This window comes from Pseudomonas cichorii, assembly GCF_003700275.1.
In the GTDB taxonomy this organism is placed as follows: Bacteria; Pseudomonadota; Gammaproteobacteria; order Pseudomonadales; family Pseudomonadaceae; genus Aquipseudomonas; species Aquipseudomonas cichorii_B.
In genome coordinates this window covers 115,391-140,648 of the sequence record NZ_RBRE01000083.1, presented here as the reverse complement: position 1 = coordinate 140,648, position 25,258 = coordinate 115,391, and the positions used below count along the sequence as shown (strand labels likewise).

22 protein-coding genes and 1 tRNA gene are annotated in these 25,258 nt (G+C 57.3%); 20 read left to right on the top strand and 3 right to left on the bottom strand.

Annotated elements, in window-relative coordinates:
• Position 1 precedes the first annotated feature (1 nt).
• From ALQ04_RS21305 to ALQ04_RS21275, 7 genes are all read left to right on the top strand, one after another.
• A complete protein-coding gene (locus tag ALQ04_RS21305; RefSeq protein WP_122317707.1) occupies positions 2–1,831 on the top strand; it encodes an ABC transporter ATP-binding protein in 1,830 nt (609 codons plus the stop codon).
• Complete coding sequence (locus tag ALQ04_RS21300) at positions 1,828–2,136, top strand: (2Fe-2S)-binding protein (protein WP_122317706.1); 309 nt, start codon at positions 1,828–1,830, stop codon at positions 2,134–2,136. The genes ALQ04_RS21305 and ALQ04_RS21300 overlap by 4 nt, the downstream gene beginning before the upstream one ends.
• A complete protein-coding gene (locus ALQ04_RS21295; RefSeq protein ID WP_122317705.1) occupies positions 2,118–3,524 on the top strand; it encodes an NAD(P)/FAD-dependent oxidoreductase in 1,407 nt (468 codons plus the stop codon). The genes ALQ04_RS21300 and ALQ04_RS21295 overlap by 19 nt, the downstream gene beginning before the upstream one ends.
• A complete protein-coding gene (locus ALQ04_RS21290) occupies positions 3,521–4,675 on the top strand; it encodes an FAD-binding oxidoreductase (protein WP_122317704.1) in 1,155 nt (384 codons plus the stop codon). The genes ALQ04_RS21295 and ALQ04_RS21290 overlap by 4 nt, the downstream gene beginning before the upstream one ends.
• Complete coding sequence (argE, locus tag ALQ04_RS21285; RefSeq protein WP_122317703.1) at positions 4,672–5,829, top strand: acetylornithine deacetylase; 1,158 nt, start codon at positions 4,672–4,674, stop codon at positions 5,827–5,829. Before ALQ04_RS21290 ends, argE begins: the two co-directional genes overlap by 4 nt.
• 114 nt (positions 5,830–5,943) lie before the next feature.
• Positions 5,944–7,401, top strand: coding sequence for an NAD-dependent succinate-semialdehyde dehydrogenase (locus ALQ04_RS21280; protein ID WP_122317702.1), 1,458 nt, complete (start codon positions 5,944–5,946; stop codon positions 7,399–7,401).
• Between the two features lie 121 nt (positions 7,402–7,522).
• Complete coding sequence (locus tag ALQ04_RS21275) at positions 7,523–8,689, top strand: AAA family ATPase (protein ID WP_122317701.1); 1,167 nt, start codon at positions 7,523–7,525, stop codon at positions 8,687–8,689.
• 83 nt (positions 8,690–8,772) lie between these two features.
• On the opposite strand, the gene ALQ04_RS21270 is transcribed toward ALQ04_RS21275, so the two are convergent.
• Positions 8,773–9,702: a glyoxylate/hydroxypyruvate reductase A gene (locus ALQ04_RS21270; RefSeq protein ID WP_122317776.1), complete on the bottom strand. Its 930-nt coding sequence runs from the start codon at positions 9,700–9,702 to the stop codon at positions 8,773–8,775.
• Positions 9,703–9,986: 284 nt separating this feature from the next.
• Between ALQ04_RS21270 and gabT the strand changes: the two genes are divergently transcribed.
• The 5 genes from gabT (at position 9,987) to ALQ04_RS21245 (ending at position 16,179) form a co-directional block, all read left to right on the top strand.
• Entirely contained in the window at positions 9,987–11,291 is a 1,305-nt protein-coding gene (gabT, locus tag ALQ04_RS21265) for a 4-aminobutyrate--2-oxoglutarate transaminase (protein ID WP_122317700.1), read from the top strand.
• A 76-nt stretch (positions 11,292–11,367) separates the two neighbouring features.
• Positions 11,368–12,024, top strand: a complete 657-nt coding sequence (locus ALQ04_RS21260) for an HAD family hydrolase (RefSeq protein ID WP_122317699.1) — start codon at positions 11,368–11,370, stop codon at positions 12,022–12,024.
• A gap of 46 nt (positions 12,025–12,070) precedes the next feature.
• On the top strand, positions 12,071–12,559 hold the full coding sequence (locus ALQ04_RS21255) for an Lrp/AsnC family transcriptional regulator (protein WP_002555947.1): 489 nt from the start codon (positions 12,071–12,073) through the stop codon (positions 12,557–12,559).
• A 161-nt stretch (positions 12,560–12,720) separates the two neighbouring features.
• Positions 12,721–14,214, top strand: a complete 1,494-nt coding sequence (locus tag ALQ04_RS21250) for a methyl-accepting chemotaxis protein (RefSeq protein WP_122317698.1) — start codon at positions 12,721–12,723, stop codon at positions 14,212–14,214.
• A gap of 381 nt (positions 14,215–14,595) precedes the next feature.
• Positions 14,596–16,179 carry a methyl-accepting chemotaxis protein gene (locus tag ALQ04_RS21245; protein WP_122317697.1) on the top strand — a complete coding sequence of 528 codons (1,584 nt, stop codon included), beginning with the start codon at positions 14,596–14,598 and terminating at the stop codon, positions 16,177–16,179.
• 30 nt (positions 16,180–16,209) lie between these two features.
• Here ALQ04_RS21245 and ALQ04_RS21240 read toward each other — a convergent pair whose 3' ends face one another.
• Positions 16,210–16,503: a hypothetical protein gene (locus ALQ04_RS21240; protein WP_122317696.1), complete on the bottom strand. Its 294-nt coding sequence runs from the start codon at positions 16,501–16,503 to the stop codon at positions 16,210–16,212.
• 287 nt (positions 16,504–16,790) lie between these two features.
• On the opposite strand from ALQ04_RS21240, the gene ALQ04_RS26970 reads away from it, so the two are divergent.
• The 8 genes from ALQ04_RS26970 to ALQ04_RS21205 all read left to right on the top strand — a co-directional run bounded on the left by ALQ04_RS26970 (position 16,791) and on the right by ALQ04_RS21205 (position 24,680).
• Complete coding sequence (locus tag ALQ04_RS26970) at positions 16,791–16,940, top strand: hypothetical protein (RefSeq protein ID WP_183142241.1); 150 nt, start codon at positions 16,791–16,793, stop codon at positions 16,938–16,940.
• A gap of 97 nt (positions 16,941–17,037) precedes the next feature.
• Positions 17,038–17,442 carry an FdtA/QdtA family cupin domain-containing protein gene (locus ALQ04_RS21235; protein WP_259645059.1) on the top strand — a complete coding sequence of 135 codons (405 nt, stop codon included), beginning with the start codon at positions 17,038–17,040 and terminating at the stop codon, positions 17,440–17,442.
• Positions 17,435–17,899, top strand: a complete 465-nt coding sequence (locus ALQ04_RS21230; protein WP_122317694.1) for an acyltransferase — start codon at positions 17,435–17,437, stop codon at positions 17,897–17,899. Before ALQ04_RS21235 ends, ALQ04_RS21230 begins: the two co-directional genes overlap by 8 nt.
• A complete protein-coding gene (locus ALQ04_RS21225) occupies positions 17,896–19,020 on the top strand; it encodes a DegT/DnrJ/EryC1/StrS aminotransferase family protein (RefSeq protein ID WP_122317693.1) in 1,125 nt (374 codons plus the stop codon). The genes ALQ04_RS21230 and ALQ04_RS21225 overlap by 4 nt, the downstream gene beginning before the upstream one ends.
• Positions 19,021–19,024: 4 nt before the next feature.
• Complete coding sequence (locus ALQ04_RS21220) at positions 19,025–20,803, top strand: ABC transporter ATP-binding protein (RefSeq protein WP_221033414.1); 1,779 nt, start codon at positions 19,025–19,027, stop codon at positions 20,801–20,803.
• Between the two features lie 253 nt (positions 20,804–21,056).
• Positions 21,057–21,935: a hypothetical protein gene (locus ALQ04_RS21215; protein WP_122317691.1), complete on the top strand. Its 879-nt coding sequence runs from the start codon at positions 21,057–21,059 to the stop codon at positions 21,933–21,935.
• Positions 21,928–22,929 (top strand): glycosyltransferase, encoded by a 1,002-nt coding sequence (locus tag ALQ04_RS21210; protein ID WP_147466622.1) that lies wholly within the window; start codon positions 21,928–21,930, stop codon positions 22,927–22,929. Before ALQ04_RS21215 ends, ALQ04_RS21210 begins: the two co-directional genes overlap by 8 nt.
• Before the next feature lie 92 nt (positions 22,930–23,021).
• Entirely contained in the window at positions 23,022–24,680 is a 1,659-nt protein-coding gene (locus ALQ04_RS21205; protein ID WP_147466621.1) for a hypothetical protein, read from the top strand.
• 429 nt (positions 24,681–25,109) lie between these two features.
• On the opposite strand, the gene ALQ04_RS21200 is transcribed toward ALQ04_RS21205, so the two are convergent.
• Positions 25,110–25,192: transfer RNA gene (locus tag ALQ04_RS21200), tRNA-Arg, on the bottom strand.
• Positions 25,193–25,258 lie beyond the last annotated feature (66 nt).

The window sequence follows — 25,258 nt, the reverse complement described above, 5'->3', positions numbered from 1 at the left end:
GATGAGTGAATTGATCCGGGTCCAAGACCTTCGGGTGGTCGCCAGCGGCGAGCAGGGTGAAACCGAAATCGTCAAAGGCGTGAGTTTCGCCCTGAAAAAAGGTGAAGTGCTGGCGCTGATCGGTGAGTCCGGCTCCGGCAAGACCACCATCGCCCTGGCGCTGCTGGGCTATGCACGGCGTGGCTGTCGTCTGGCCAGCGGTGTGGTGCAGATCGGCGAACATGACATGCTCAGCCTGCCGGAAAGCCAGTTGCAGTCTTTGCGCGGCAACCGGGTTTCCTACATTGCGCAGAGCGCGGCTGCGGCGTTCAACCCGGCCAAGAAACTGATCGATCAGGTCATCGAGGGCGCGCTGATTCACGGTCTGGGCAGCCGCATTGATCTGGAAGCCAAGGCGGTCGGGCTGTTTCGTGATCTGGCGTTGCCCAATCCGGAGCAGATCGGCCAGCGTTATCCGCATCAGGTGTCGGGCGGTCAGTTGCAGCGGGTCATGGCGGCCATGGCGATGATCAGCGACCCTCTGCTGGTGATCCTCGATGAGCCGACCACGGCGCTGGACGTGACTACCCAGATCGATGTGCTACGGGCTTTCAAGCGAGTGGTGCACGAACGGGGTGCGACGGCGGTGTATGTCTCCCATGACCTGGCGGTCGTGGCGCAGATGGCGGATCAGATTGTTGTGCTCAATGGCGGGCAGGTGATCGAGCAAAGCAGCACCGCGGCACTGCTCAAAGGCCCGAAGGAAGCCTATACCCGCAGCCTGCTGGCCGCTGCCCGACCGGATGCGACATTGAGCCCGGTCAGCGATGTGGCCGAGGACACGACGCTGCTGACCATCAAGGGCATGACTGCAGGCTACGGCAAAAAGAACCTGCAAGGCCTGCCGATGATTCGCGTGCTCGAAGACATCGACCTGACCATCCGCCGCGGTCAGGCGATTGGCGTGATCGGTGAGTCCGGCTCGGGGAAATCGACCCTGGCGCGGGTCGTCGCGGGTCTGCTGGAGCCGGCTCGCGGCAGTCTGTCATTCGACGGTGGCGAACTGTCCGGCACCCTTGCCGGGCGCACCCAGGAACAGTTTCGACGGATCCAGATGGTGTTCCAGAATGCCGATACGGCGCTCAATCCGATGCACAGCGTGAGTACGATTCTGGCCCGGCCGCTGAAAATGTATTTCGGCCTCAAGGGCCAGGCCTTGCACCAGCGTATCGATGAACTGATGGACCTGGTGCGTTTGCCGCGTGAACTGGCCGAACGTCGCCCCAACGAACTGTCGGGCGGACAGAAGCAGCGGATCAATCTGGCCCGTGCCCTGGCGGCCAAACCGGACCTGATTCTCTGCGATGAAGTGACCTCGGCGCTGGACACCGTGGTCGGTGCCGCGATTCTTGAACTGTTGAGCGATCTGCGCCGCGAGCTGGGGGTTTCCTATCTGTTCATCAGCCATGACATTTCCACGGTCCGTGCGCTGTGCGACGACATTGTGGTGATGTACAGCGGCCATAAAGTCGAAGAGGGCAGTTGCGAATCCTTCAGCAAGGCACCTTTTCATCCTTACACCGATTTGCTGGTCAGCTCGGTGCCGGAGCTGCGGCAGGGCTGGCTGGAAAGCTGTTCTTCGACCTGCGGCAAGCTGCCGTCGATCAGTTCGGTGGCCGGTGACTCGCAGCTGTGTACGTTCCTCAATCGCTGTCCTGTCCGCGTCGAAGGTGTGTGCAACAAGGTCCCGCCGGGACGCCATCCGATCCGGGGCGGCAGCGAAATTCTTTGTCATCGGGAAAGCGCCGAATTGCTCGGCGCGAACAATATGACCGTGGGAGCCTATGCATGAAAGGGCGTTTCGTAAGGTTGGGCGAGCGTGACCGACCGATTGTCCACCTGACAGTCGATGGCCTGTCCGTCGAAGCATTGCAGGGCGATACCTTGATGGTCGCCTTGCTGACCAAGGCTGCAACGTTGCGCCAGTCCGAGTTCGATTCGGGCCGTCGCGCAGGCTTCTGCCTGATGGGCGCCTGTCAGGACTGCTGGGTCTGGACCCGCAGCGGCGAACGCTTGCGCGCCTGCTCCAACGAAGTCCGCGACGGGCTGGACATCGTTACCACACAACCGGAGGCGACATGGCCACTTCACGGTTAGACGTTGCAGACCCGGCGGCCGACAGGGTCGTCATCATCGGTGCCGGACCGGCCGGAACCCGTTGTGCAGAAACCCTGCTGGCGGCCGGCATCAAGCCGATTCTGATCGATGAAAACCGGCGCGATGGCGGGCAGATCTATCGTCGCCAGCCGGAAGGTTTCAAGCGTGACTACCCGGCGCTATACGGCAGCGAAGCGTCCAAGGCCCGTGACCTGCACCAAAGCTTCGACCGCCTGCGCAGCCGGATCGACTACCGTCCCGACACCCTGGCCTGGAACCTGACTCCCGGCCAGTTGTGTTGCGTCAGCCAGGGGCTGCATAGCGTGCAGGACTTCGATGCGCTGATCCTCTGTACCGGCGCCACCGACCGTTTGATGCCGATCAAGGGCTGGCAACTGGCAGGCGCCTACAGCCTGGGCGGCGCGCAGATTGCACTCAAGGCGCAGTCGGTTTCGATTGGCAGCCGGGTGGTATTCATGGGCAGCGGGCCTTTGCTGTATCTGGTCGCCAGCCAGTACGTCAAAGCCGGGGCCGAAGTGGCGGCAGTGCTCGATACATCGCCGTTCAGCAAACGGATCGGCGCACTGCCCAAGCTGATGGCGCGTCCCGGTCTGCTGTTCAATGGCATGAAATTGCTGGCCTTGTTGTATCGCGCCAGAGTGCCGGTGCACATGGGTGTTCAGCCTGAACAGATACTGGGTGATGCGCAGCAAGGTGTCAGCGGCGTGCAGGTGCGCCTGGCGAACGGCAGCTCGTTACAGGTCGAATGCGATGCGCTTGCCCTGGGTTATCACTTGCGTCCTGAAACCCAACTGGCCGATCTGGCCGGTTGCCAATTGCGTTTCGACGAGGCTTCCGGTCAATGGCTGCTGGCCGTCGATGAAGAAGGCCGGACCTCGGTCAAAGGCGTCTACGCCGCAGGCGATGGCGCGAAGATTCGTGGGGCCGATGCTGCCGAACAGGCCGGACGCCTGGCTGCGCTGGCCTTGCTGGAGGATCTGGGCAAGCCGGTGGATGCGGCGCGGCAGGACGACCTGCGCAAGGATCTGCTGGTCATGGACCGTTTCCGGGTCGGCTTGAGCGAAGCCTTTCCGTGGCCCGCAGCCCAGGCTGGCGCGTTGCCCGACGATGCGATTGTCTGCCGCTGCGAAATGATCAGCGCTGGCGAACTGCGCGGTGTGGTGCGTGAAAAAGGCGCCTGCGAAGTCAATCGCGCCAAGGCCTTCAGCCGGGTCGGCATGGGCCGTTGCCAGGGCCGTTATTGCTCGCAGGCGGGCGCGGAAGTCATTGCTGCCGCTGCCGGCGTGGCAGTCGAACAGGTGGGGCGCCAGCGCGGTCAGGCTCCGGTCAAACCGTTGTCGATGCTCACAGATGAGGTGGTGTCATGAAGCAGCCGAAAGTCGATGTACTGATTATTGGCGGCGGGATCATGGGCGCGGCTTCGGCCTTTTTCCTGCGTCAGCGCGGCCAGTCGGTCACCCTGCTGGAGCGCGACATGATCGGCCAGTACGCCAGTGGCGTTAACTTTGGCAATGTCCGTCGTCAGGGCCGTTTTCTCGGCCAGCTGGAGTTGTCCAACCGTTCCTGGGCGTTGTGGAAACGCCTGCCGGAACTGATCGACGACGATCTGGAATTCATTGCCAGTGGCCATATGCGGGTCTGTTATCGCGAAGATGAAATTCCGGAACTGGAAGCCTATGCCGCGGCTCCCGAAGCCCGTCAGCTGGACCTGCGCATCTATAGCGGCAAGGAACTGCATGAGCGCTTTCCGTTTCTGGGGCCGGACGTGAAGGGCGGTTCCTATGCGCCCCACGACGGACATGCCAACCCGCGCCTCGCCGCGCCAGCCTTTGCCCGTGCTGCGGTGCGCGCCGGAGCGCGGGTCGAGGAGCGTACCGAAGTTGCCCATGTGCAAAAGGTCGGCGCTGAGTTCGAGGTCACCACTACCGACGGGCGGATTTTCACTGCCGACAACCTGTTGATCACCGCAGGCGCCTGGGGCGCGAAACTGTCCGAACAGTTCGGTGAGCCGGTTCCGCTGGATACCCACGGCCCGCAAATGGCCGTCACGGAGCCGGTGCCTTACGCGCTGCCGACGGTGATCGGCGTCTACACCAGGATTGCCCATGAAGTGATTTATTTCCGGCAGATTCCGCGCGGCAACATCATCATCGGCGGTGGCTTTCGCAGCAAACCGGACATGATCAACCGGCGCGCTCATGTCGAGCCGCGCAGCATCATCAATCAGGTGCAGCAGATGCGCCGCCTGCTGCCGGGCGTGGCTAACCTGAACATCATCAGGGTCTGGAGCGGTATCGAAAGCTATACGCCGGATTCGCTGCCGATCATGGGTCGCAGCGGCACGGTCGACGGATTGTTCTATGCCTTCGGCTTCTGCGGTCACGGCTTCCAGCTCGGTCCGGGCGTGGGTGACGTGATGGCCGAGATGATCAGCACCGGCAGCACCACGACGTCCATCAGCCCTTTCGACATTCGCCGTTTCGCCATGGCGAGCGCACCCGCGAGTAAAGCCTCATGACGCCACGTGCACTGGATATCCTCAAGCGCCTGATTGCCTTCGACACGGTGTCGTCGGAATCGAACATGGCGCTGATCGAATACGTTCGCGACCTGCTGGCGGGCAAGGGCATCGAGTCGCTGATCGTCAAGGACGAGACTGGCAAGAAGGCCAACCTGTTTGCCAGCACCGGTCCGCGTGAGCAGCCTGGCGTATTGCTTTCCGGGCATACCGATGTGGTGCCCGCCGCCGGGCAGGCGTGGACCATGCCGCCGTTTCAGGCAACGCAACGCGACGGGCGCATTTACGGGCGCGGCACCTGCGACATGAAGGGCTTCATTGCCTTGGCCATCGACGCGATGCTCGATGCGGCGGACATGACCCTGAGCCGCCCGCTGCAACTGGCGCTGTCTCATGATGAAGAGATTGGCTGCGTTGGCGTACGACGCTTGCTGGACGTTCTGCATCTTGCACCGTTGCGGCCTTTCCTGTGTGTGGTCGGCGAGCCGACGCTGATGCAGTTCGCCATTGGCCACAAGGGCAAAAGCTCCTATCGCACCTATTGCCGTGGCCAGGAAGCGCATTCCTCGCTGGCGCCGCGGGCGGTCAATGCGATTCACCTGGCCAGCGATTTCATTGCCGAGCTGCGCAAGAGCCAGGCACTGGTCGAGCAGCAGGGTACACGCGACGAGGGCTACGACATTCCTTACAGCACTGTGCATATCGGCCGTATCGACGGCGGCAAGGCACTGAACATCGTGCCGAACCTCTGCACTCTGGAATTCGAGTACCGCAACCTGCCGGGCGACGATCCGGATCTGCTGCTGGCGCAATTGCGTGAGCGGGCCGAAGTGCTGGTGCGCGAAGCCAGGCAGCTTTCCGGGGTAGCGGATATCGAGATTGAAATCATGAACGAGTATCCGGCGCTGGAAACCCATCCCAGTGTCGAAGCCGTGCGCCTGTTGCATGCTTTCGCCGAGCCGGGCACCCGGCACATCAAGGTGTCGTATGGCACCGAAGGCGGTTTGTTTGCCGGGCGGCTCAATGTGCCGGTGGTGGTCTGCGGGCCGGGCTCAATCGAGCAGGCGCACAAGCCCGATGAGTTTATCGAGGAAAGCCAGATGACGGCGGGCGGGCGTTTTCTGCACAGTCTGCTGGGTTCGCTGAAGCAGTAGAGGCTGCCGTGGCGCGGCGAATTTCAGCATCCGACGCTGCTGGTTCGCCGCTTTCAGCATCCTGGACTGCACGGGCTGCTTAGACTGGCAGTCATCCCGGAACAGGACTTGATCATGCTCAAGAATCAGTTGAAAGACCCCAGCCTGCTGGTAGAACGCGCCTATGTCGACGGGCAGTGGATCAGTGCCGATGACGGCGCGACATTGACCGTCAGCGACCCGGCAACCGGCGAAAGCCTGGCGCATGTTCCGGCTCTGCAAGGCGTTGAAACACGTCGCGCCATCGAGGCTGCCGAGCGCGCCTGGCCGGCCTGGCGGGCGCGTCCTGCCGCCGAGCGGGCGGTATTGCTGGAGCGCTGGTGTCAGGCCATGCTCGACAACCTTGAGGATCTGGCGCTGATCATGACCCTTGAGCAGGGCAAGCCGCTCAACGAGTCGCGGGGTGAAATCCGCTACGGTGCCAGTTTCGTCAAATGGTTCGCCGAAGAGGCGCGCCGCTCCTACGGTGAAACCATTCCCACGCCCAGTGCCGACCGACGCTTGATGACCCTCAAGCAGCCGGTGGGTGTCTGCGCAGCGATTACGCCGTGGAATTTCCCCAATGCGATGATCACCCGCAAATGTGCGCCGGCATTGGCGGCGGGCTGTCCGATCATCGTCAAACCTTCGGACCTGACCCCGCTGTCGGCGCTGGCGCTGGCGGTGCTGGCCGAGCGCGTGGGCATTCCGGCCGGCGTGTTCAATGTGGTCACCGGCATGCCGACCGGGATTGGCGAAGAACTGACCGGCAACCCGGCGGTGCGCAAGATTTCCTTTACTGGCTCGACGCCTGTCGGCCGCCTGCTGATGCGCCAGAGTGCCGAGCACATCAAGCGTCTCAGCCTGGAACTGGGCGGCAACGCGCCGTTTATCGTGTTCGACGATGCCGATCTGGAGCAGGCGGTGGCCGGCATCATGCTCAGCAAATTCCGTAACGCCGGACAGACCTGCGTCTGCGCCAATCGCATTCTGGTGCAGGACGGCATCTATGAGCGTTTTGCCCGGCGGCTGGTGGAAGAGGTCGGCAAGCTCAAGGTCGGCAACGGTCTGCAGGACGGCGTGACCATCGGTCCGCTGATCAACCCGGCAGCGGTCAGCAAGGTCGCCCGGCATATCGACGATGCCTTGAGCCAGGGCGCGACATTGCTGCACGGCAGCATTCCCGAGGGCGATAGCCAGTTCGTGCAACCGGTCGTGCTGGGCGATACCCATGCCGGAATGCTGCTGGCCAATGAAGAAACCTTCGGTCCGGTCGCGCCGCTGATGCGCTTCAGCGATGAAGCCGAGGCACTGGCGCTGGCCAACGCCACGCCTTATGGCCTGGGCGCGTATTACTTCACTCAGGATATGCGCCGCTCATGGCGTTTCGGCGAAGCGCTGGAGTTCGGCATGGTCGGGCTCAATACCGGAATCATCTCCATGGAAGTTGCGCCCTTTGGCGGGATCAAACAGTCAGGCCTGGGCCGTGAAGGCTCCAGCTACGGACTGGATGAATATCTGGAAGTGAAGGCGTTTCATGTGGGCGGCCTGTAGGTTCGCTGAGGATTCAGCGTAGGTGCGAGCCGGTTTGCAATAACCGCTCAACTCAACGGTTGCAGGTGCTCTGAGCAGTGAGTGATAGTGCGTCTCCATGGATTCAGGAGACGCTTCACCCATGCTCAAGACACTGGCTGTCGCCAACTATCGCTCGATCAATAATCTGGTGGTGGCCCTCGGGCCGCTCAATCTCATTACCGGCGATAACGGCAGCGGCAAGTCGAACCTCTACAAGGCGCTGCGCCTGTTGGCGGAAACGGCGCAGGGTGGTGTCATCGAGGCGCTGGCCAGTGAAGGCGGGCTGAATTCAACCTGGTGGGCCGGCCCCGAAGTGGTGAGCCGGCGCATGAAAAACGGCGAAGTGCCGGTCGAGGCCACACAGCGTCAAGACGCCCGGCGCCTGCGACTGGGTTTTGCCACCGAGGATTTCGGCTTTGCCATTTCGCTGGGCCTGCCGGAGCCACTTCCTTATCCCACAGCCTTCATGCTTGATCCCGAGATCAAGCGCGAGTGCATCTGGGCGGGAGAATGGTACAGGCCTGCATCCTTGCTGATCGACCGCAAGGGGCCAATGATCCGTGCGCGTCAGGGCCGGGACTGGGAAATCCTCCAGCAACACGGCCAGTCGTTCGACAGTCTGTTCGAGCAACTGGGGATTTCGCGAAGCTACCCTGAAATCGCCGACATGCGTGCGCTGATCAAGGGCTGGCGTTTTTACGACCATTTCCGCATCGACCGGGACGCCCCGGTTCGCCAACCCCAGCTGGGCACCCGCACGCCGGTGTTGAACCACGATGGCCGGAACCTGGCAGCGGCCTTGCAGACCATTATTGAAGTGGGCGAAGTCGAGGATTTGCAGGAAGCGCTGACCGATGCGTTTCCGGGAAGCCGCCTGGAAATCGACGCCACACCCGGAGGACTGTTCAGTTTGCGGTTGCACCAGAGCGGACTGCTGCGCCCGCTGACCGCAGCCGAACTCTCGGATGGCACGCTGCGCTATCTGCTGCTGATGGCTGCACTGCTGACACCGCGCCCGCCTTCAATGATGGTCCTGAACGAACCGGAAACCAGCCTGCACGTGGATCTTTTGCCAGCCCTGGCACGCTTGATTATCCGCATTTCACAGCGCTGCCAGGTATGGGTGGTGTCCCACTCAGGCATCCTGATCCGCGAACTGAGCCGCCATGAAGACTGCCGCACGATCGTCCTGAAAAAGACCCTGGGCCAGACCGAAGTGCAAGGTCAAAAACCTTTGGAGGCACCGGTCTGGCATTGGCATGATTGAAGGTTCGCGAATGAATTCACTCCTGCCGATGGCCATGTTTACAGGTGTGTAGCAGCCAATTCATTCGCGAAATCCTGCCCGACTCAATACCCCTGCCCGCGATCCACTTGTCCTTCCATATGCTCGCCGCGCTCGAAGCGGCGGATGTTTTCCAGTAATCCGGCAAACGCGCTTTCCGGTTGGGTCATGGCGGCTATATGCGGGGTCAGCAGGATCTTCGGGTGTTTCCAGAACGGATGATCGGCCGCCGCCGGTTCCTTGTGCAGCACATCCAGCACGGCGCCGCTGAGCTGGCCGCTGTCCAGGGCCTGGAGCAAATCTTCTTCCACCAGATGCCCGCCACGGCCCATGTTGATCAGCGCTGCACCCTGCGGCAACTGGCTGAACAGCTCGCGATCAAGGATGCCTTCGGTTTGCTCTGTCAGTGGCAGCACGCACAGCAGAATGTCGCACTGGGCGAGAAAGGCGGGCAGTTGTTCGGCCCCGGCATGGCATTCGACGCCGTCAACGTGATGCACGCTGCGCGCCCAGCCTGACAAGGCAAAACCGAAGCCCTTCAGGCTCGACAGAATGTGCTGCGCCTGCAGGCCCAGCCCCATCACGCCAACCCGGCGCTGGTGCGCCGGCACCAGTGGATAAGCCTTCCACAGGCCTTCGAGCTGCTGCTGGCGATAACGCAACATTTCCCGATGCAGGCTCAGCACGGCAAAGCAGGCGTATTCGCACATGCCCTGGCTGATGCCCGGATCCAGCAATCGCACCACCGGCAGCGCCGGCGGTATGCGGCTCAGGTCCAGTTGATCGACCCCCGCCGACAGGGCGAACAGCACCTTCAGGTTAGGCAGGACCTGCTCCAGATCGTCGGGTGCCAGCCAGGCTGCCAGATAGTGGATGTCCTGCGGATCGCCAATGTCCGGCCATGCGCGCCATTCGATATCGGGAGCATGCTCGGCAAACAAGGCTTTCCAGCGCTCGGCGCGGGCAGGATCGGCTTTATAGAGCAGGGCGGGCATGGGCATTTCCTGAGCATGAAAGTGGGCCTCCATCATGCCTCAAGGCTGGAGCAGGATCTGTTGAAAGAGACACTGCAAAAGCGCGGCACAGCCTTTAAACAGGGCGTTGCACGGCAGATTGCATGGCGTGTTTGCGGGCAGAAGGAATCTGCCGTTTGCGAGGGGTAAAACAGTGGATATGGGCATCTGGGGAGCCAAGTTCGGCTTAGATCGTTTCGCTGAACGCTTAACCTGAACAGCATTGCAACCACGTGCCGGTTGTCCGGCTCACTACAGGTAAAGCCATGAACAGCAAAGTCGACGAAACACCTCATCTGCTCCGTCAGCGCGATCAGTTCGTACCCCGTGGCGTGGTCACTGCTCATCCATTGGTCATCGAGCGCGCCCAGGGTTCCGAATTGTGGGATATCGATGGCAAACGCTATCTGGATTTCGTCGGCGGCATCGGTGTGTTGAACATCGGCCACAACCATCCCAACGTCGTCAAGGCGGTGCAGGCGCAACTGACAAAGGTTACCCATGCCTGTTTCCAGGTGGTTGCCTATCAACCCTATCTGGATCTGGCCAAGCGCCTGAGCAATATCGTGGCGGGTGATGGCGGCATCGAGCACAAGGCAGTGTTTTTCACTTCTGGCGCCGAAGCTGTGGAGAACGCCGTGAAGATCGCCCGCGCCCACACCAATCGTCCGGCGATCATCTCGTTTCGTGGCGGCTTCCATGGGCGCACCTTGCTTGGCACCACCCTGACCGGGATGAGCCAGCCCTACAAACAGAATTTCGGGCCGATGGCGCCGGAAGTTTTCCACACCCCGTACCCCAACGAATACCGTGGTTTCACCGGCGAAATGGCCCTGGCCGCGCTGCATGAGCTGCTGGCCACTCAGGTTGCGGCGGATCGCGTAGCAGCGATCATCATCGAGCCGGTGCAAGGCGATGGCGGTTTCCTGGCCGCGCCGGTGGAATTCCTCAAGGCCTTGCGTGCCCTGACCGAGCAACACGGGATTGTGTTGATCCTCGATGAAATCCAGACCGGTTTTGGCCGTACCGGCAAATGGTTCGGTTTCCAGCATGCAGGGATTCAGCCCGATCTGGTGACGGTCGCCAAGAGTCTGGCGGGCGGCCTGCCGCTTTCAGGTGTGGTCGGGCGTGCCGCGATCATGGATGCACCGCTTCCGGGCGGTCTGGGCGGCACTTATGGCGGCAATGCGCTGGCCTGTGCCGCGGCCCTGGCGGTGATCGATACCTACGAAGAGGAAAAACTCCTGGAGCGGGGCGAGCAACTGGGTCAATACCTGCGGGCCGGCCTGCTCAAGCTTCAGTCTCGTTATTCCTGCATTGGTGACGTGCGCGGTCCGGGGTTCATGCTGGCGATGGAAATCGTCAAGGATGACGCCGAACGCAGCCCTGACGCAGACCTCAATCAGCAATTGATCGACCAGGCCCGTGCCGGTGGCCTGCTGGTCATCAAGTGCGGTGTCTACCGCAACGTGCTGCGCTTCCTGGCGCCACTGGTCACGACGCAGGCACAGATCGACGAAGCCTTGACCATTCTCGATGCGGCCTTGGCACGAGTATTGAAGTCCAAGTAGTCGCTCAAGCCCGGTCGCGCAGGTTTCACGCTGCGCGACCGTTGGGACTGAATGTTTAAGGGAGGCTTGACCTGTCATGGGGCTGACTGATTACCGGGCGCTGCTGATCGACTGCGATGAAGTTCTGGTGGACCGCGACTCAGGTGTCTGGGCGGCGTTGCAACCGTTGCTGGAGCACAGCGCGAACAGACCCGAAAGGGAACAGGTACTGGCCGCCTTCAGCGACGCCGTGAACGGGCTTTACCCGCGCTTTGGCGAGCTGGGCTTCAGCGGTTTGCTGTGTTTTGCCCATCGACAACTGGCCGAGCATTTCGGGGTCAGGGCCAGTTGGGAGGAGGGCATGGCATTTGCGCGGTCGGTGGCGGGCTGGACATTGTTCGAGGATGCGCCGGGCGCCATGCTGTACCTGCGCAAGTTTTACCGGTTGCTGGTCTATGCCGACCGCGATGTGCAGGATCGCAATGCCTTGTGCGAACGTCTGGGGCTGGAATCCGACAGCCTGTTGTCGCTGACCACTCATCCACTGGATGACCCGCGCTGGCTGGCCGACATGGATCTGGATCCGAGCGACACCCTGTTGGTGTCACGCCCTCCGGCATCGGCGCTGGCCACTGGCGGTCTGTGTCTGATCCGTCGCGAGCGTGCCGAACATCGCCAACCTTGCCCGGCCGACCTGTGTATCAACAGCATGGCCGACCTGGTGGCGCAGCATCAGTTGTCTTTAAGGCGCTGATTTTGCTAGAAGAGAGCTTTGGTAAATGGCACTCGAGAGGTAGCGGATGGAAGGCCTGGTCAAACTGGATCGCATTGATATCAACATCCTGGTCGAGTTGCAGAAAGACGGGCGCATGACCAACGTCAGCCTGGCCGATGCGGTAGGGCTGTCGGCCAGCCCCTGCCTGCAAAGGGTCAAGCGCCTGGAGTCGGCCGGTTACATCTCCAGCTACAAGGCGCACCTGAACCTCGCGAAGATCACCGAATCGGTCACGGTGTTCACGGAAATTTCCCTCAGCGACCACAAGCGTGAAGATTTTGCCAAGTTCGAGGCCAATATCCGGCATGTGGATGAAGTGCTTGAATGCCACCTGATCAGTGGCGGTTACGACTATCTGGTGCGCTTCATGACCCGCAGCATCCAGCACTATCAGGAAGTGATCGAAGAGCTGTTGGACAAGAACATCGGTATCTCCAAGTACTTCAGCTACATCGTCATCAAGTCGCCAGTCATGAAGGACGGCGTGCCGTTGCGCAAACTTTTGCGTCACTAATGGCTAAATGCCAATAACAGAGTTGCGCAAGCTCATCGATTTGACACATTCTCTTGCGTGCCTTCGAGTCATCCTATGACTTGGCCGGGCTTTTGCTCGGTCAGGGGGATAATCATGGTGCTGTCTGCCTGCCGTTTTATCCCTCCATAAGGAAGTGTCTGATGTCTTCAGCTCCTCGTTTTCTTGAGCATTACCGCAAGGCCGACCGAATAATGCTCGGCCTGATCTGGCTGCTGTTCGTGTATTCGGTCGGGTTGGCGTTCTGGCACGACACCTTTACCCAGGCAATGCTGGTCGGCGGTGGCACTGCATTGGTGCTGACGGCACTGTATCGCGCCATCAGCGGTTCCCGATTGATGCGCTGCTGCTTTGCGGTTGGCCTGATGGTCATGGCTGCACTGCACATCAACCAGGCTCAGGGGCTGGTGGAAATACACTTCGGCATCTTCGTCTTCCTGGCCGTGCTGACTTTCTATCGGGACTGGCTGCCTATTCTGGTCGCCGCTGTGGCCATCGCCGTCCATCACGTGGTGTTCCATGCGCTTCAGCATTCGGGCTTCCCGGTGTATGTCATGCACCATGCCGGCGGCTGGGGCATGGTGATGGTGCATGCCGTATACGTGGTCGTGGAAACCGTGATCCTGATGTACCTCGCAGTGCAGAACCAGGCCGAGGCGGTCGAGAACCAGGACATGCTCGACAAGATGCTCGCTACAGCCTTGCAGCTCACGACCGAGACGCGGACTGGCGAGCGAGCCGTCAAGTTGTCCCTGACCCAGCGTTTCGAGAGCTTTCTGGCGCAGATCACCGGGCTGGTCGATGGCGTAGTGCGTGACACTCGCGGCCTGGGCGAACTGGGCCATGACCTGGCCAGGGCCAGCGGCACTCTGGAAACCGGGGCTCAGCACCAACTGAGTGAAATTGCCCGCATGACCGATGCAATGCAGCGCATGGGCGATGCCATGAATGACATTTCCGGGCATGTTGCGCAGGCCGTGCAACGTGCCGGCGATGCCAGCGAGCAGGTCGCCCACGGACGTGAAAGTGTCGACCGGGCGCAGAGTGAAATCACCCGGTTGGCCGAGCGCATCAATACTACCGATGAAACCGTGCAGGCCCTTGCCGAACAGTCGGAACAGATCGGCAAGGTGCTGGACGTGATCGGCAGCATCGCCGAGCAGACCAACCTGCTGGCGCTCAATGCCGCCATCGAAGCCGCCCGGGCGGGCGAGCAGGGCCGCGGCTTTGCCGTGGTAGCCGATGAAGTCCGCAACCTGGCCCAGCGCACCGCATCGTCGACCAAGGAAATCCAGGACATCATCCACGGCCTGCAACAAGGCAGCCGCGAAGCTGCAGCGGCCATGCTCGATAGTCGCGCAGGCGTCGGACGCTGCGTCGAGGACAGCCAGCGCGCCTCCGCATCGCTGCGTGCCGTGGGCGACGGGATTGGCCATATCACCCAACTCAACGGCCTGATCGCGACCACCACCGACGAGCAGTCCACCGCCAGCCGTGAAATCGCCGATCAACTGCGCTCGGTACAAGGCATAGCAGAGCACACCGCCGCCAATATCGACGTACTGGCGCAAAGCAGCCAACGGCTGCCACCGCTGGCGATGCGCCTTGAGGCGTTGGGCAAGACCTTTCACAAATAGGCCAAGGGGGGCGATGCGCTTTTTGGTCTGACATCTGAAGGCAGCAGTATCCGTATAGGGGTGCTGCTGTGCTGTCTTTTCCGCAAAAAATACTGTGCGCCTGTAGCCAAAAAATATCCGAATAAAAATCCGAAAAAAAGCGCCTGAAAAATAGCGTCTTCTCTAACCGAGCCCAGGCTTTATAAGCCTTTGGTTAATCTGGCTTTCCGAAAAAAAATCCGAATACCAATCAATTCGCTACCTGATACTTGCGGGGTTATCCCCTTACCTGCCTGTCCGAGTTTTTCAGGGGCTGCGGCAGAGTCGACTCCAGCATTTGCAGGGAACCGTGAGTGGCCGAATGACACTCATCAGCACTTAACGTGCATGGAGCGCTCTGAAATGGTCAACTTGTTCGCAGGTGTGCTGGGCAATATCAGTGTCAGGTCGAAATTGACCCTGGGGTTTGTCAGTGTCTTGTTGCTGACGACCCTGATCGCCGCTTTCAGCTGGATGGAAATCAATATCCTGCGCGAGCGGGGTCAGAAACTGGCGTCCATTTCTCAGCTCAATGAAATGGTGCGCGACATGCGCATTGCGAAGTTGGGCTACGCGCTTCATCCGGGCACGGATCGAGCCGCTGCGGTGCTCAAGGCGAACGACAAGCTGGAGTCGCATTACGAAGAGGTCCGGGCCTTGCTCAGTGCGCCTGCGGATTTGACTCTGGTCTATCGCGCCATGGAGACGACCCTGCGCTATCGCAATCATTTCCAGGATTTTGTCCAGGCTACCCAGATCCATGACGAAGCGAAGCTCAAGCTGGCGCAAAGTGGCCTGGATTCGGAGGTTGCCAGTCTGTTTGAAGCCAGCAGGCAATTGCAGGTCAATCAGACCACCAAGCGTGATGAGGATGTGGCAGAGGCCAAGTTCCTGCTGATCGTTTTTACCAGCATTGCTCTCACCCTCGGTGCATTGGCGGCCTGGTTGATTACTCGGATGATCGTCGTGCCGCTGATGGAAACCCTGAGTGCTGCCGAGCGAGTGGCGGCTGGAGACTTGAGTGTCGACATTCCTGTCAGTCGCAAGGATGAACTGGGGCTTCTGCAAACCAGCATGCAACGCATGACAATCAATCTGCGTGAACTGATCGGCGGGATTCGTGACGGTGTTGTGCAGTTGGCCAGCGCTTCTGAGCAGTTGTCGGCGGTCACCGAGCAAACCACCGCCGGGGTTACCAGCCAGAAAAGCGAGACGGACCAGGTCGCGGTCGCCATGAACGAGATGGCCGCGACCGTGCAGGAAGTTGCGCGTAATGCCGAAGATGCTTCCATCGCAGCGATTGCGGCCAATGATGAAGCGCGTAAAAGCGATGAGGTCGTGGTCCAGGCCTTGGATCAGATCGGGCGTCTGGCTGAAGAGGTCAACCACTCGACTCAGGCCATGAGCGATCTGAGCCGTGAAAGCGACAAGATCGGCACGGTGCTGGATGTGATCAAGTCGGTCGCCCAGCAGACCAACCTGCTTGCCTTGAACGCGGCCATTGAAGCGGCTCGTGCCGGCGCTGCCGGTCGCGGTTTCGCCGTGGTCGCTGACGAAGTCCGCAGTCTGGCGCAACGCACCCAGGCTTCCACAGAGGAAATCGAAGGGATGGTCAGCAGCCTGCAGAGCGGCACCCGGAAAGTAGCCTCGATTCTGGACAGCAGCCGTGCGCTGACCGAAAGCAGCGTCGAGTTGACCCGCCGTGCAGGTTCATCGCTGATGAGCATCAGCCGTTCGGTGTCCACGGTGGAGCAGATGAACACCCAGATCGCTGCCGCTGCCGAACAGCAGAGTATCGTCGCCGATGAAATCAACCGTCGGGTCGTGAACGTACGGGTGATCTCGGATCAGACCTTCGTCGCCAGCGGCGAAACCGCGATGTCCAGCACTGAACTGGCCAGGCTGGGCGGGAGCCTGCAGGCGAGCGTAGGCCGCTTCAGGTTCTGAACGAATCGCTATATGTAGAGCGCTGGATATTCAGTTATTGCTGTGCCCGGGCTGGGCCTGTTCATCAGGCACCAGCCCGATTCGTTTGCGCCACAACCAGGTGAGCATCAGCACACCGCCGACCACGATGGGCGTCATCAGATAGAGAGGCATCATGCTGTGGCTGATTATCGACACCACAGCCATGATCACCAGCATCGAACCGGCACCTGTAACCTTGGCCCAATAACGGGCGCGGTAGAACTTCAGATAGTATTTTTGCAGATTGAGTCGCTGCTGCTCACGCAGGCGTTGAGATTTGGCGGAGCGCTTTTTTACGTTCATTGTGTTGGCCATCCATGGTCTGGTCAGGCACACAACATCGTGGCCTGAGCGCCATAGCTTCAGGGATGCAGACGTTTTTATCAATCATGGTCTGCAAGGGTATGACTGGTCGTCTGCCCTGCGTATTATCGGTGCCCTGTTGCCGGGCGGAGCTGCGTAGTATCGGTGTACAATCGCCCGAGAATGCGTTACCTGGGGATGGCAAAAGAGCACTACGCGCCCGGGTACCGAACTTCGGATGTCATAGTGGGTGTTTTTTGATCAATGGAATGGAGATGCCGCAATTCATGAGTGTTTCGACCAAAAGGGTGCAGTGGGTGCTGGAAATTCGCCGGATGGATAATTCCGGATTTGAGCCAGTTAACCGCTCTGGAAGAAGAATCACTGATGCTTTTATGGTCCTCGATCTGTCGTTGCCGTGGCTGCGAGCTGCTTGATGAAATCGTTTTTCAAGCTCTTTATTTCTATGGTCAATCTCGGTGATTTTTTATACACCGCCAATGAGAAAATACAGCGGAGCATGTTGAAGTGAGCATGATTAAATGGATTGACTTCCCCAGTCTGGGCGATGAAAGAGGGGGGTTGGTCGCTCTGGAAATTGGCATGGAAAAGGCCATACCTTTTGATATCAAGCGTGTTTATTATATTTATCGAACCGCTGAAGGTGTCAGCCGCGGGTTTCATGCTCACCGTAACTTGAAACAAGTTGCCATCTGTGTATCCGGAAAGTTCAAAATGGTCCTGGATGATGGTGTGGTTCGCGAAGAGACCTGGATGGACAGCCCGACCCGTGGACTGTTGATCGAAAGCATGGTCTGGCGTGAAATGCATGAGTTCAGTGACGATTGCATACTGTTGGTGCTGGCGAGCGAGCACTATGACGAGTCCGATTATATTCGCGACTACAGCCGCTTCCTCGCGGAGATGAACAATGCCTGAGATTCATGCTCTTGCCGATGTCAAAAGTTCAAACATCGGTAGTTCGACGCGCGTCTGGCAATACAGTGTTGTACTTGCAGGCGCGGTCATCGGTCGTAACTGTAATATCTGTGCACACACGCTGATCGAAGGCGATGTTGTCGTCGGTGATAATGTGACCGTTAAATCGGGTGTTTTCCTGTGGAGCGGCACCCGTATAGAGGACAACGTTTTCATCGGTCCGAACGCCACGTTTACCAACGATCTGATGCCCAGGTCAAAAGTCTATCCTGATGCTTTCAGTGGGATCACTGTCAAGGCCGGTGCGAGCATTGGTGCCAATGCGACCTTGCTGCCGGGCATCACCATTGGGTGCAATGCAATGGTCGGGGCAGGCTCTGTCGTTACCAGGGACGTCCCCGAAAACGCTGTTGTAGTAGGCAACCCGGCAAGAATTATCAGGTATCTCGATAAATGATCAGCTTTCTCGATTTAAAGAAAATCAATTCGACCATGCGCGACGAGTTGATGGAATCATGTGCCCGTGTCATTGATTCAGGCTGGTACATCGGTGGTCATGAACTATCGAGCTTTGAAGAAAAGTTTGCAGCCTACAGCGGCAGTCGGTATTGCATCGGCGTGGCAAATGGTCTTGACGCCCTGAACCTGACATTGCGTGCCTGGAAAGAGCTGGGAAAACTCAAGGACGGTGATGAAGTCATCGTTCCGGCCAATACCTACATCGCCAGTGTGCTTGCCATCACCGAAAATCGTCTGGTGCCGGTTCTGGTCGAGCCCGATGCGGCCACCTATAACCTGTGCCCTGTGAATGCCCGGGCTGCGGTGACTTCCAGGACTCGCGCCATAATGCCTGTCCACTTGTATGGGCAGTTGTCCGACATGCCAGCATTAATGGCCCTGGCTGAAGAAAAAGGTCTTCTTGTTCTGGAAGACTCCGCCCAGGCGCATGGCGCCAGCTTCAATGGTCGTCGGGCCGGGAGCTGGGGCAATGCTTCGGGCTTCAGTTTCTATCCAGGGAAAAACCTTGGTGCGTTGGGCGATGCTGGCGCGATCACTACCGACGATGACGAGCTGGCCAAGGTGCTGCGCGCGCTGCGCAACTATGGTTCCCATGAGAAGTACAAGAACCTCTATCAGGGCGTGAACAGCCGTCTGGATGAGATTCAGGCAGCCATGCTGAGCGTCAAACTCAAGTATCTGGATGACCAGACTGCCCGGCGCAGACAGGTTGCCAAAATGTACATGGATGGCATCCGCAACCCTGCCGTAGAGCTGCCGCTCTCAGCGGACACATGCCCTTTGTCCCTGACCAGCCATGTATGGCACTTGTTCGTGGTTCGTTGCCAGCAGCGTGATGCATTGCAACAGCATCTGGCCGGGCAAGGCATTCAAACCATCATCCACTATCCGATTCCGGTTCATCAGCAGCAGGCTTACAAAGAACTCAATGGCGAAAGTTATCCGTTGACTGAGCAGATCCATCAGCAAGTCTTGAGTTTGCCGATGAGTCCTGAAATGACCTTGGCTGAAGTCGAGCTGGTCATCGCAGCCGTTAATAACTTTACTTGCGAAGAGTGACTCAATGATTCAGTTGCTAGGCCGTCTTTGGAAGTGTTTTACACTTAAAAGAAAGCTGCAGTTCTTTGTAATCCTCGGCCTCATGGTGGTTGCATCGCTTGCAGAAATAGTCAGTATCGGGGCCATCGTTCCGTTCCTGGCTGTTTTGATCAACCCCGAGAAGCTTCTGAGTCAGCCGCTGGTGGGGAACCTCTTTGCGGCAATGGGTATCGATTCTGCCAACGGACTCCTGTTGCCGCTGACCGTTATCTTCGCTGTGGCTGCCATCTTTTCCGGCGTCAGTCGTTTTGTCCTGATGTGGGCACAGAACAGACTCAGTTCGGCAGTCGGTGGCGATCTGGCAGGCGATATCTACAAGACGGTCATCCATCAGCCATACAGCAAGCACATCTCGAGAAATAGCAGTGAAGTGATCACGGCTATTTTCAACAAGGTCGACACGGTAGTACGGGAGTTCCTGTTCCCGTCTTTGACGATTGTCAGTTCGGCTTTCATGATGCTGGCAATACTTGTCATTGTCCTGGCCATCCAGCCGGTCGTTGCTTTTCTCGCGTTTGCAAGCTTTGGCGGGGTTTACCTGATTGTGGTGCTGGCGACCAGAAGGCAGTTGAGAAAAGACAGTCTGGTGGTGAGTGTCAGTTCCGATCGGCAACTGAAGTTGATGAGTGAAAGTCTCGAGGGTATTCGAGATGTGATCATTGACTCCTCGCAGCAGACCTACCGCAAGGATTTTGACCGCGTCGATTACAAATTGCGGCGTGCCAAGGCCAACATTCAGATCATCGCGAACTCGCCACGCTTTGCTATCGAATCGTTTGGCATGTTGATGATTGCGATTTTTGCGTATTGGCTTGCACAGTTACCCGGTGGATTGCTTGCATCCATCCCCATGTTGGGCGCGCTGGCGCTGGCGGCGCAACGTTTGTTGCCGGTTTTGCAGCAGTCTTATGCGGCCTGGGCTTGCATCAGTGGTGCGCAGGATTCATTGCGAGATGTATTGGACCTTCTTCCGGAAGAGCGTAACCACGTTGAAATCGAATCGACGCGGACCCCCCTCGACTTCAATGATCGTGTGTCGCTGGATCAAGTGTCGTATCGCTACAACAGCGATGCTCCATGGGTATTGAAAAATATCAGCCTGAATATTCCCAAAGGCTCCCGAGTTGGATTGATGGGCGCTACAGGCAGTGGCAAAAGTACCCTTATCGATATTCTGATGGGGCTGCTGACGCCAACTGACGGCGTATTTGCGGTCGACGGTGTCGAGGTAAATACGGGCAACAGCCGGAACTGGCAGGCGAACATTGCTCATGTGCCACAACAGATCTTCCTGTCTGACGCGTCAGTTGCCGAAAACATTGCTTTTGGTGTGCCTTACGAAGATATCGACTTTGACCGTGTCCGCCGTGCCGCCGCCAAGGCCCAGATTTCCGATGTGATTGAGTCATGGGCTGGCGGTTATGACACGCCAGTCGGAGAGCGAGGCGTATTTCTCTCCGGTGGTCAACGCCAGCGCATCGCGATAGCTCGCGCTTTTTATAAAGAGGCGAGGGTAATTATTCTGGATGAAGCTACCAGTGCGCTGGACAGTAAAACCGAACAGGAAGTGATGCGTGCCGTCGATGATCTGGGTGAGGACACGACGCTGATTGTCATTGCGCACCGGCTTAATACCCTGGAAACGTGTGATACTGTCATCGAGATCGAAGGTGGAACGGTGGTAAGGTACGGCTCCTACGAGTCGGTGTGCTGTGCTGTGCTGTCCGTTAGCCGGGAGCTTTGAGAAAGGCTTGCTGATGAGCTGTCCACCTGCGCGCATTGTGTTTGCCAAATGGATTCATGCGCTCAGGTGATGACGTCATTGGTGCATAGGTGTGCCTGTCATGCAGGAAATAGTCGCTATGCTTGTAGCGGCTGAAAACACAGAGTTGAGCGAAGCGATCGTTTTTGATCGTTCGCTGCTTTGAAAATCAGGGCGGCAGTCAGAAAACCATGATTATTTCGACTGCACCCGGTGTTTTACGATGGAGTGGGGCATGAGTGGCAGTGTAGGCAGGGTCAGCGGAAAAGATTGCACTATAATTGTCAACTCGTGTGATAGTTACGAAGACGTGTGGCTCCCTTTCTTTTGTTCACTCAAAGAGATGTGGCCGGAGTGCGACTGCCGGATCATCTTGAACACCGAGCGTAAAAGTTTCGACTTTGATGGTTTCCAGATCAGTACCTTGAACCTGTCGGCCGATGAGGCCAAAAGGCCTTGGGGATGGCGGCTGCGCAAGGCCTTGTCTCTGGTCGAAACCGAATTTGTTATTACACTGTTTGATGATTTCATTCTGGAGTCTCCCGTCAATCAGCAGAAAATAGCTGAGTGCATTCGGGCCATGAAGGAACGCTCTGAGATAGCGGTTTTTTATTTTAGCAATATCCCCGGAATCAATAGGGTTGCAGGGCCTTACGACGGTTTTGAAGTGGTAGGCGCCAGAGACGATTACCGGTTGAACTCTGCACCGGCTATCTGGAGAACCAGGAAGCTTGTCGAGTTTACCGGTGAGCTTGATTCGCCCTGGGCCTGGGAGTTCTTCGGTAGTGCGCGGACCTATGGCGGTGGCGAAACCTTCTATTGTGCCCAGCCTGACCGGGAAGATACGTTTGTCTATAACTACACGCTGGGTGGCGCTATCCGTCGTGGAAAGTGGGTACCGAGCGTTATTGTGCCGGTTCTGAAAAAGTACAACTTGCCGATAGACATCAATAAAAGAGGTGTGGCAAGTGAGTCGTTGTCCGATGGAAAGTACAGCTTGAAGTGGAAGATTGATTTTTTCCTGCTGGGTTTCAAGATGGTGGGCTTCAAGGCTTTCATATTCTTGTACAGGGTTTTGGCAAAAAAGCTAAGCGAAGGTGTTTCTCGTGGTTAATAAAAGATTTACGTTTGGTGTGTTGACGTATAACCATGAGATGTATGTTGTTGAACACCTCGAAAGTATAAGGTTTTTGATCGAAAACTACGGTGCTGATTACGATTTTGGCTTGATCATCGCGGATGATGGCTCTCGCGACCAGACCCTCGAGCTGGTCAATCGCTGGCTGCTTGTTCATGGCAGCCTGTTTTGTGACGTCAAGGTGCTGGGCGATGGCTCGAACAACGGCACCTGCTTCAACTACACCCGCATGTGGCCCCTGGTGGAGGGGACCTTGTTCAAGATTACCGCGGGTGATGATGTCTATTCATATGTAAATATCTTTGAAGAAGCCGAACAGTTATCGGCCAATGACTTCTTTTCCGGGTTGCCGTTGTTGTTGATTGACGGGGAGATTCTCAGCTCGCGATCAACGGCCTTTCATATTCTGGCAACGGACGTTATCTATAAAAACAAGCCTCTCATGGAACGCTTGAAGAATATCAGTAGCATCAATACGCCAAACCTGTTTTGCAATAAGAAGTTTTTCCTGGATGAAGAGCTCTCAGACTATATCAAAAGCTACAGTGTGACTGAAGACTTTCCGATGCTCGTGAAAATTGCCGAGCGCTATCGGGATGTGAGCTTTTACCAGTCCAGTAAAGTCTATGTGTATTATCGCCGGACGTCGGGTTCGACCTACCTTGTCAGAGGTTCGGATTTTGACAAGGACAAGCTGAGGGTTTTTAACCACATGCTTGCTCTGGAACAGAGCAAGGTCGGGCGTTTTCTTCTGAAGAATCGACTGTTCTGCTACAACCTCAATAACAAGTATTTGAAGGTTCTGTGTAACCTGAACTATTACGTCTACCTGTTCAGGGTGATTACCAATTATGGGGCGATCTCAAGGCGCGCTTCTGAAGCGACCCCCGATGTTGCGCAGCACAAGTCCCACTATGACCTGCTCTGCAAAAGGGCAGCAGATTTTTGCGCAGGCCAGGATAAGCCATGAATGATCGTTCAGGGTTCACTGAACCGTATGGTTGATGTTGAGTAGACTCAGGTTTCACAAGGCTGACAGGTTTAATATTTTCGGTGGATTGGATGAAAACGGCTAAGTTATATCTACCCCTCTTGTTTGTTGAGAGCTACCTGCTTTTCACGTTGTGGTTATTCTTTTTTGGTCCGGTAGTCTGGCCTGCCGAGAATAAGCTGGAGTTTCTCTTCTTTATTTTTCTGTATCATGCCTGTTTCATATTTGGCTATCTGCTGTCTTGTCGTTTTTCGCTTAAGCGATCTGCCGGTAGTGTTGGATTACCATGTGATAGTCTCTTTCTGAAGTATTTCTGGGTCATTCTCTGCTTTGCCTTTGTTGCGATCGTGATTCTTCATCGTAATACAACGCTTACCATATCCTATATACCCTCTGATTTTTTTGTCCAGCTGGCTAAAGGCTTGCTGGCACCGGCGGAAGTTCGAGCTTTTTATGCCTCGGATGCTTCAAGAGCAGGTTTTTCGGCCAATCCGCCTGTAACCGCATTGCTCCTGTTTTTCGGAGTATTCAAATACATCCTGCTACCCGGCCTGGTTTTTTACTGGGACAAACTGAGTGTGACGCGCAAGGTGGCAGGCTTTGTGGTGGTCATGATTCCGTTGTGCACGGGCATCATTGCCAGTCTCAGTGCGATAAACTTCTATTATTTCTTTGTCGTGTCAGTTTGTCTGGGTTGCGTAGTTGCCTCAGATAAATCGACGGGTTTCTTCGCCGAGCTTTTCAAACGCAAGACTTTTCTGGTCTTTGTGGTCTTTATATTTCTGTTTTCGTTTTGGCAGTTTTACAGCGTCAAGTCGGGAACGTCGCCTTATAAAGTACTCTTTGAAAACCAGACACCTGTTTCATTCAACTATTTGAGTGAAACCGGCAGTGTATTCAAAAGCGATCTGGACAAGGAAGAAAAGCCTGGCGTTGCGCCGGAGCCTGAAAAGACCAATATTGCCGCCTTGCCAGAGCCGGTTAAAATCGCAGAGCTGTCTGCGAAAACAACTGCTGTAACTTCGCCCCCATCGACCAAAGTGGCAAGTGGACCAGCGAAGAGTCATGCTGACGCTGCGCATGAGCCGGTCAAGATTATCGAGCTTCCCGCCCAGGTAAACGTCGTTACCTTGCCTGAGCCGGTAAAGATTGCAGATCTGCCCGTGGAGCCAAGCGTTGTAGCGGCGCCTCAAAAGTCCAACCTGACGGATTTCTACGAGAAGCTGACGGTTTATCTGGTTCAGGGCTATCAGGGGGTTTCTATCTCCTTGGGAGAGAAATTCGATAGCTCCTACGGCATTGGCCATTCGGTCTTCCTGCAAAGAATCTTTGCCGAGCATCTGGGCATCGATGTCAGAGACAAGACGTATCAACGTAAAATCACGGCGCGCTGGGATGAGAATGTTTATTGGCATTCCTTCTACAGCTATATCGCAAATGATGTCAGCTTCTTCGGTGTGGCTATCGTCATGTTGATTCTCGGCTGGTATTTCGCAAGCATTTATCTCTCGGCAATCATTTCCGATGACTTCTTTGCGAAAATGCTGCTTCCGTTGTTCGCCATCCTGTTTTTGTACATCCCCGCGAATAATCAGGTTTTCAGCTTCCTGGAAACCATGATGTCCTTCTGGATTCTCACTGCCCTGTTTTTCTTCAACAAGTATCGCTCGGCTGCGCGACGCACCGAGAGCTTCGTTGAGGTGAGCGCCGCCGAAGGTGCTCTTAAATAGGGCCAGGACTCCAGTAGCAGCGCCACGATGCCCTTGCTGCAGGGCATCGTACGAGGCGCGGGTTGGAGGCTTGCTGCCACCATAACCAAAGACCCCGGCCTGTTTATCAGGACGATGTAATCCTCAGTCTTACAAGGACTTCATGGTGGGAAGCAGCCCGCGATGCATCGCGGGTGAGGTCGGTTGCACGCTCCCTCAATGCTTCCCAGCAGATGTGCGCGTCTAGCTAAATGGCTCGGAAATTAGCCAGAAACTTCACTGATCTGGCTTTTGCCGGTTGCAGTATTTCCAGCCAAGGTCGCGAAAACCTGCACGGTAATTTTTATCGGGCTGACACACTGCTGGGCGTGCGGTGACAGAAATTTTCATGGTGTGGAGAGATGTCTGGCAGATATGCCAATCCCTTTGGAGCCAAAGGGGAAAAGAAGATGGCGCACTCGGCGGGATTCGAACCCACGACCCCTGCCTTCGGAGGGCAATGCGGTACAGGAATTTTGATCGTCGCTGAGTGCGCTCAAATGCCGCTAAGCGCCGTACGTAAAGGTCTGCAGTCTACCCAGCTCTTATCGCATTGTGGT

Coding starts and splice junctions, on each gene's coding strand:
- ALQ04_RS21290 (WP_122317704.1), top strand. CDS start 3,521: ATGAAGCAGCCGAAAGTCGATGTACTGATTATTGGCGGCGGGATCATG.
- ALQ04_RS21225 (WP_122317693.1), top strand. CDS start 17,896: ATGATCAGCTTTCTCGATTTAAAGAAAATCAATTCGACCATGCGCGAC.
- ALQ04_RS21235 (WP_259645059.1), top strand. CDS start 17,038: ATGATTAAATGGATTGACTTCCCCAGTCTGGGCGATGAAAGAGGGGGG.
- argE (WP_122317703.1), top strand. CDS start 4,672: ATGACGCCACGTGCACTGGATATCCTCAAGCGCCTGATTGCCTTCGAC.
- ALQ04_RS26970 (WP_183142241.1), top strand. CDS start 16,791: ATGAGTGTTTCGACCAAAAGGGTGCAGTGGGTGCTGGAAATTCGCCGG.
- gabT (WP_122317700.1), top strand. CDS start 9,987: ATGAACAGCAAAGTCGACGAAACACCTCATCTGCTCCGTCAGCGCGAT.
- ALQ04_RS21270 (WP_122317776.1), bottom strand. CDS start 9,702: ATGCCCGCCCTGCTCTATAAAGCCGATCCTGCCCGCGCCGAGCGCTGG.
- ALQ04_RS21305 (WP_122317707.1), top strand. CDS start 2: ATGAGTGAATTGATCCGGGTCCAAGACCTTCGGGTGGTCGCCAGCGGC.
- ALQ04_RS21255 (WP_002555947.1), top strand. CDS start 12,071: ATGGAAGGCCTGGTCAAACTGGATCGCATTGATATCAACATCCTGGTC.
- ALQ04_RS21230 (WP_122317694.1), top strand. CDS start 17,435: ATGCCTGAGATTCATGCTCTTGCCGATGTCAAAAGTTCAAACATCGGT.
- ALQ04_RS21205 (WP_147466621.1), top strand. CDS start 23,022: ATGAAAACGGCTAAGTTATATCTACCCCTCTTGTTTGTTGAGAGCTAC.
- ALQ04_RS21250 (WP_122317698.1), top strand. CDS start 12,721: ATGTCTTCAGCTCCTCGTTTTCTTGAGCATTACCGCAAGGCCGACCGA.
- ALQ04_RS21245 (WP_122317697.1), top strand. CDS start 14,596: ATGGTCAACTTGTTCGCAGGTGTGCTGGGCAATATCAGTGTCAGGTCG.
- ALQ04_RS21240 (WP_122317696.1), bottom strand. CDS start 16,503: ATGAACGTAAAAAAGCGCTCCGCCAAATCTCAACGCCTGCGTGAGCAG.
- ALQ04_RS21300 (WP_122317706.1), top strand. CDS start 1,828: ATGAAAGGGCGTTTCGTAAGGTTGGGCGAGCGTGACCGACCGATTGTC.
- ALQ04_RS21275 (WP_122317701.1), top strand. CDS start 7,523: ATGCTCAAGACACTGGCTGTCGCCAACTATCGCTCGATCAATAATCTG.
- ALQ04_RS21295 (WP_122317705.1), top strand. CDS start 2,118: ATGGCCACTTCACGGTTAGACGTTGCAGACCCGGCGGCCGACAGGGTC.
- ALQ04_RS21280 (WP_122317702.1), top strand. CDS start 5,944: ATGCTCAAGAATCAGTTGAAAGACCCCAGCCTGCTGGTAGAACGCGCC.
- ALQ04_RS21220 (WP_221033414.1), top strand. CDS start 19,025: ATGATTCAGTTGCTAGGCCGTCTTTGGAAGTGTTTTACACTTAAAAGA.
- ALQ04_RS21260 (WP_122317699.1), top strand. CDS start 11,368: ATGGGGCTGACTGATTACCGGGCGCTGCTGATCGACTGCGATGAAGTT.
- ALQ04_RS21215 (WP_122317691.1), top strand. CDS start 21,057: ATGAGTGGCAGTGTAGGCAGGGTCAGCGGAAAAGATTGCACTATAATT.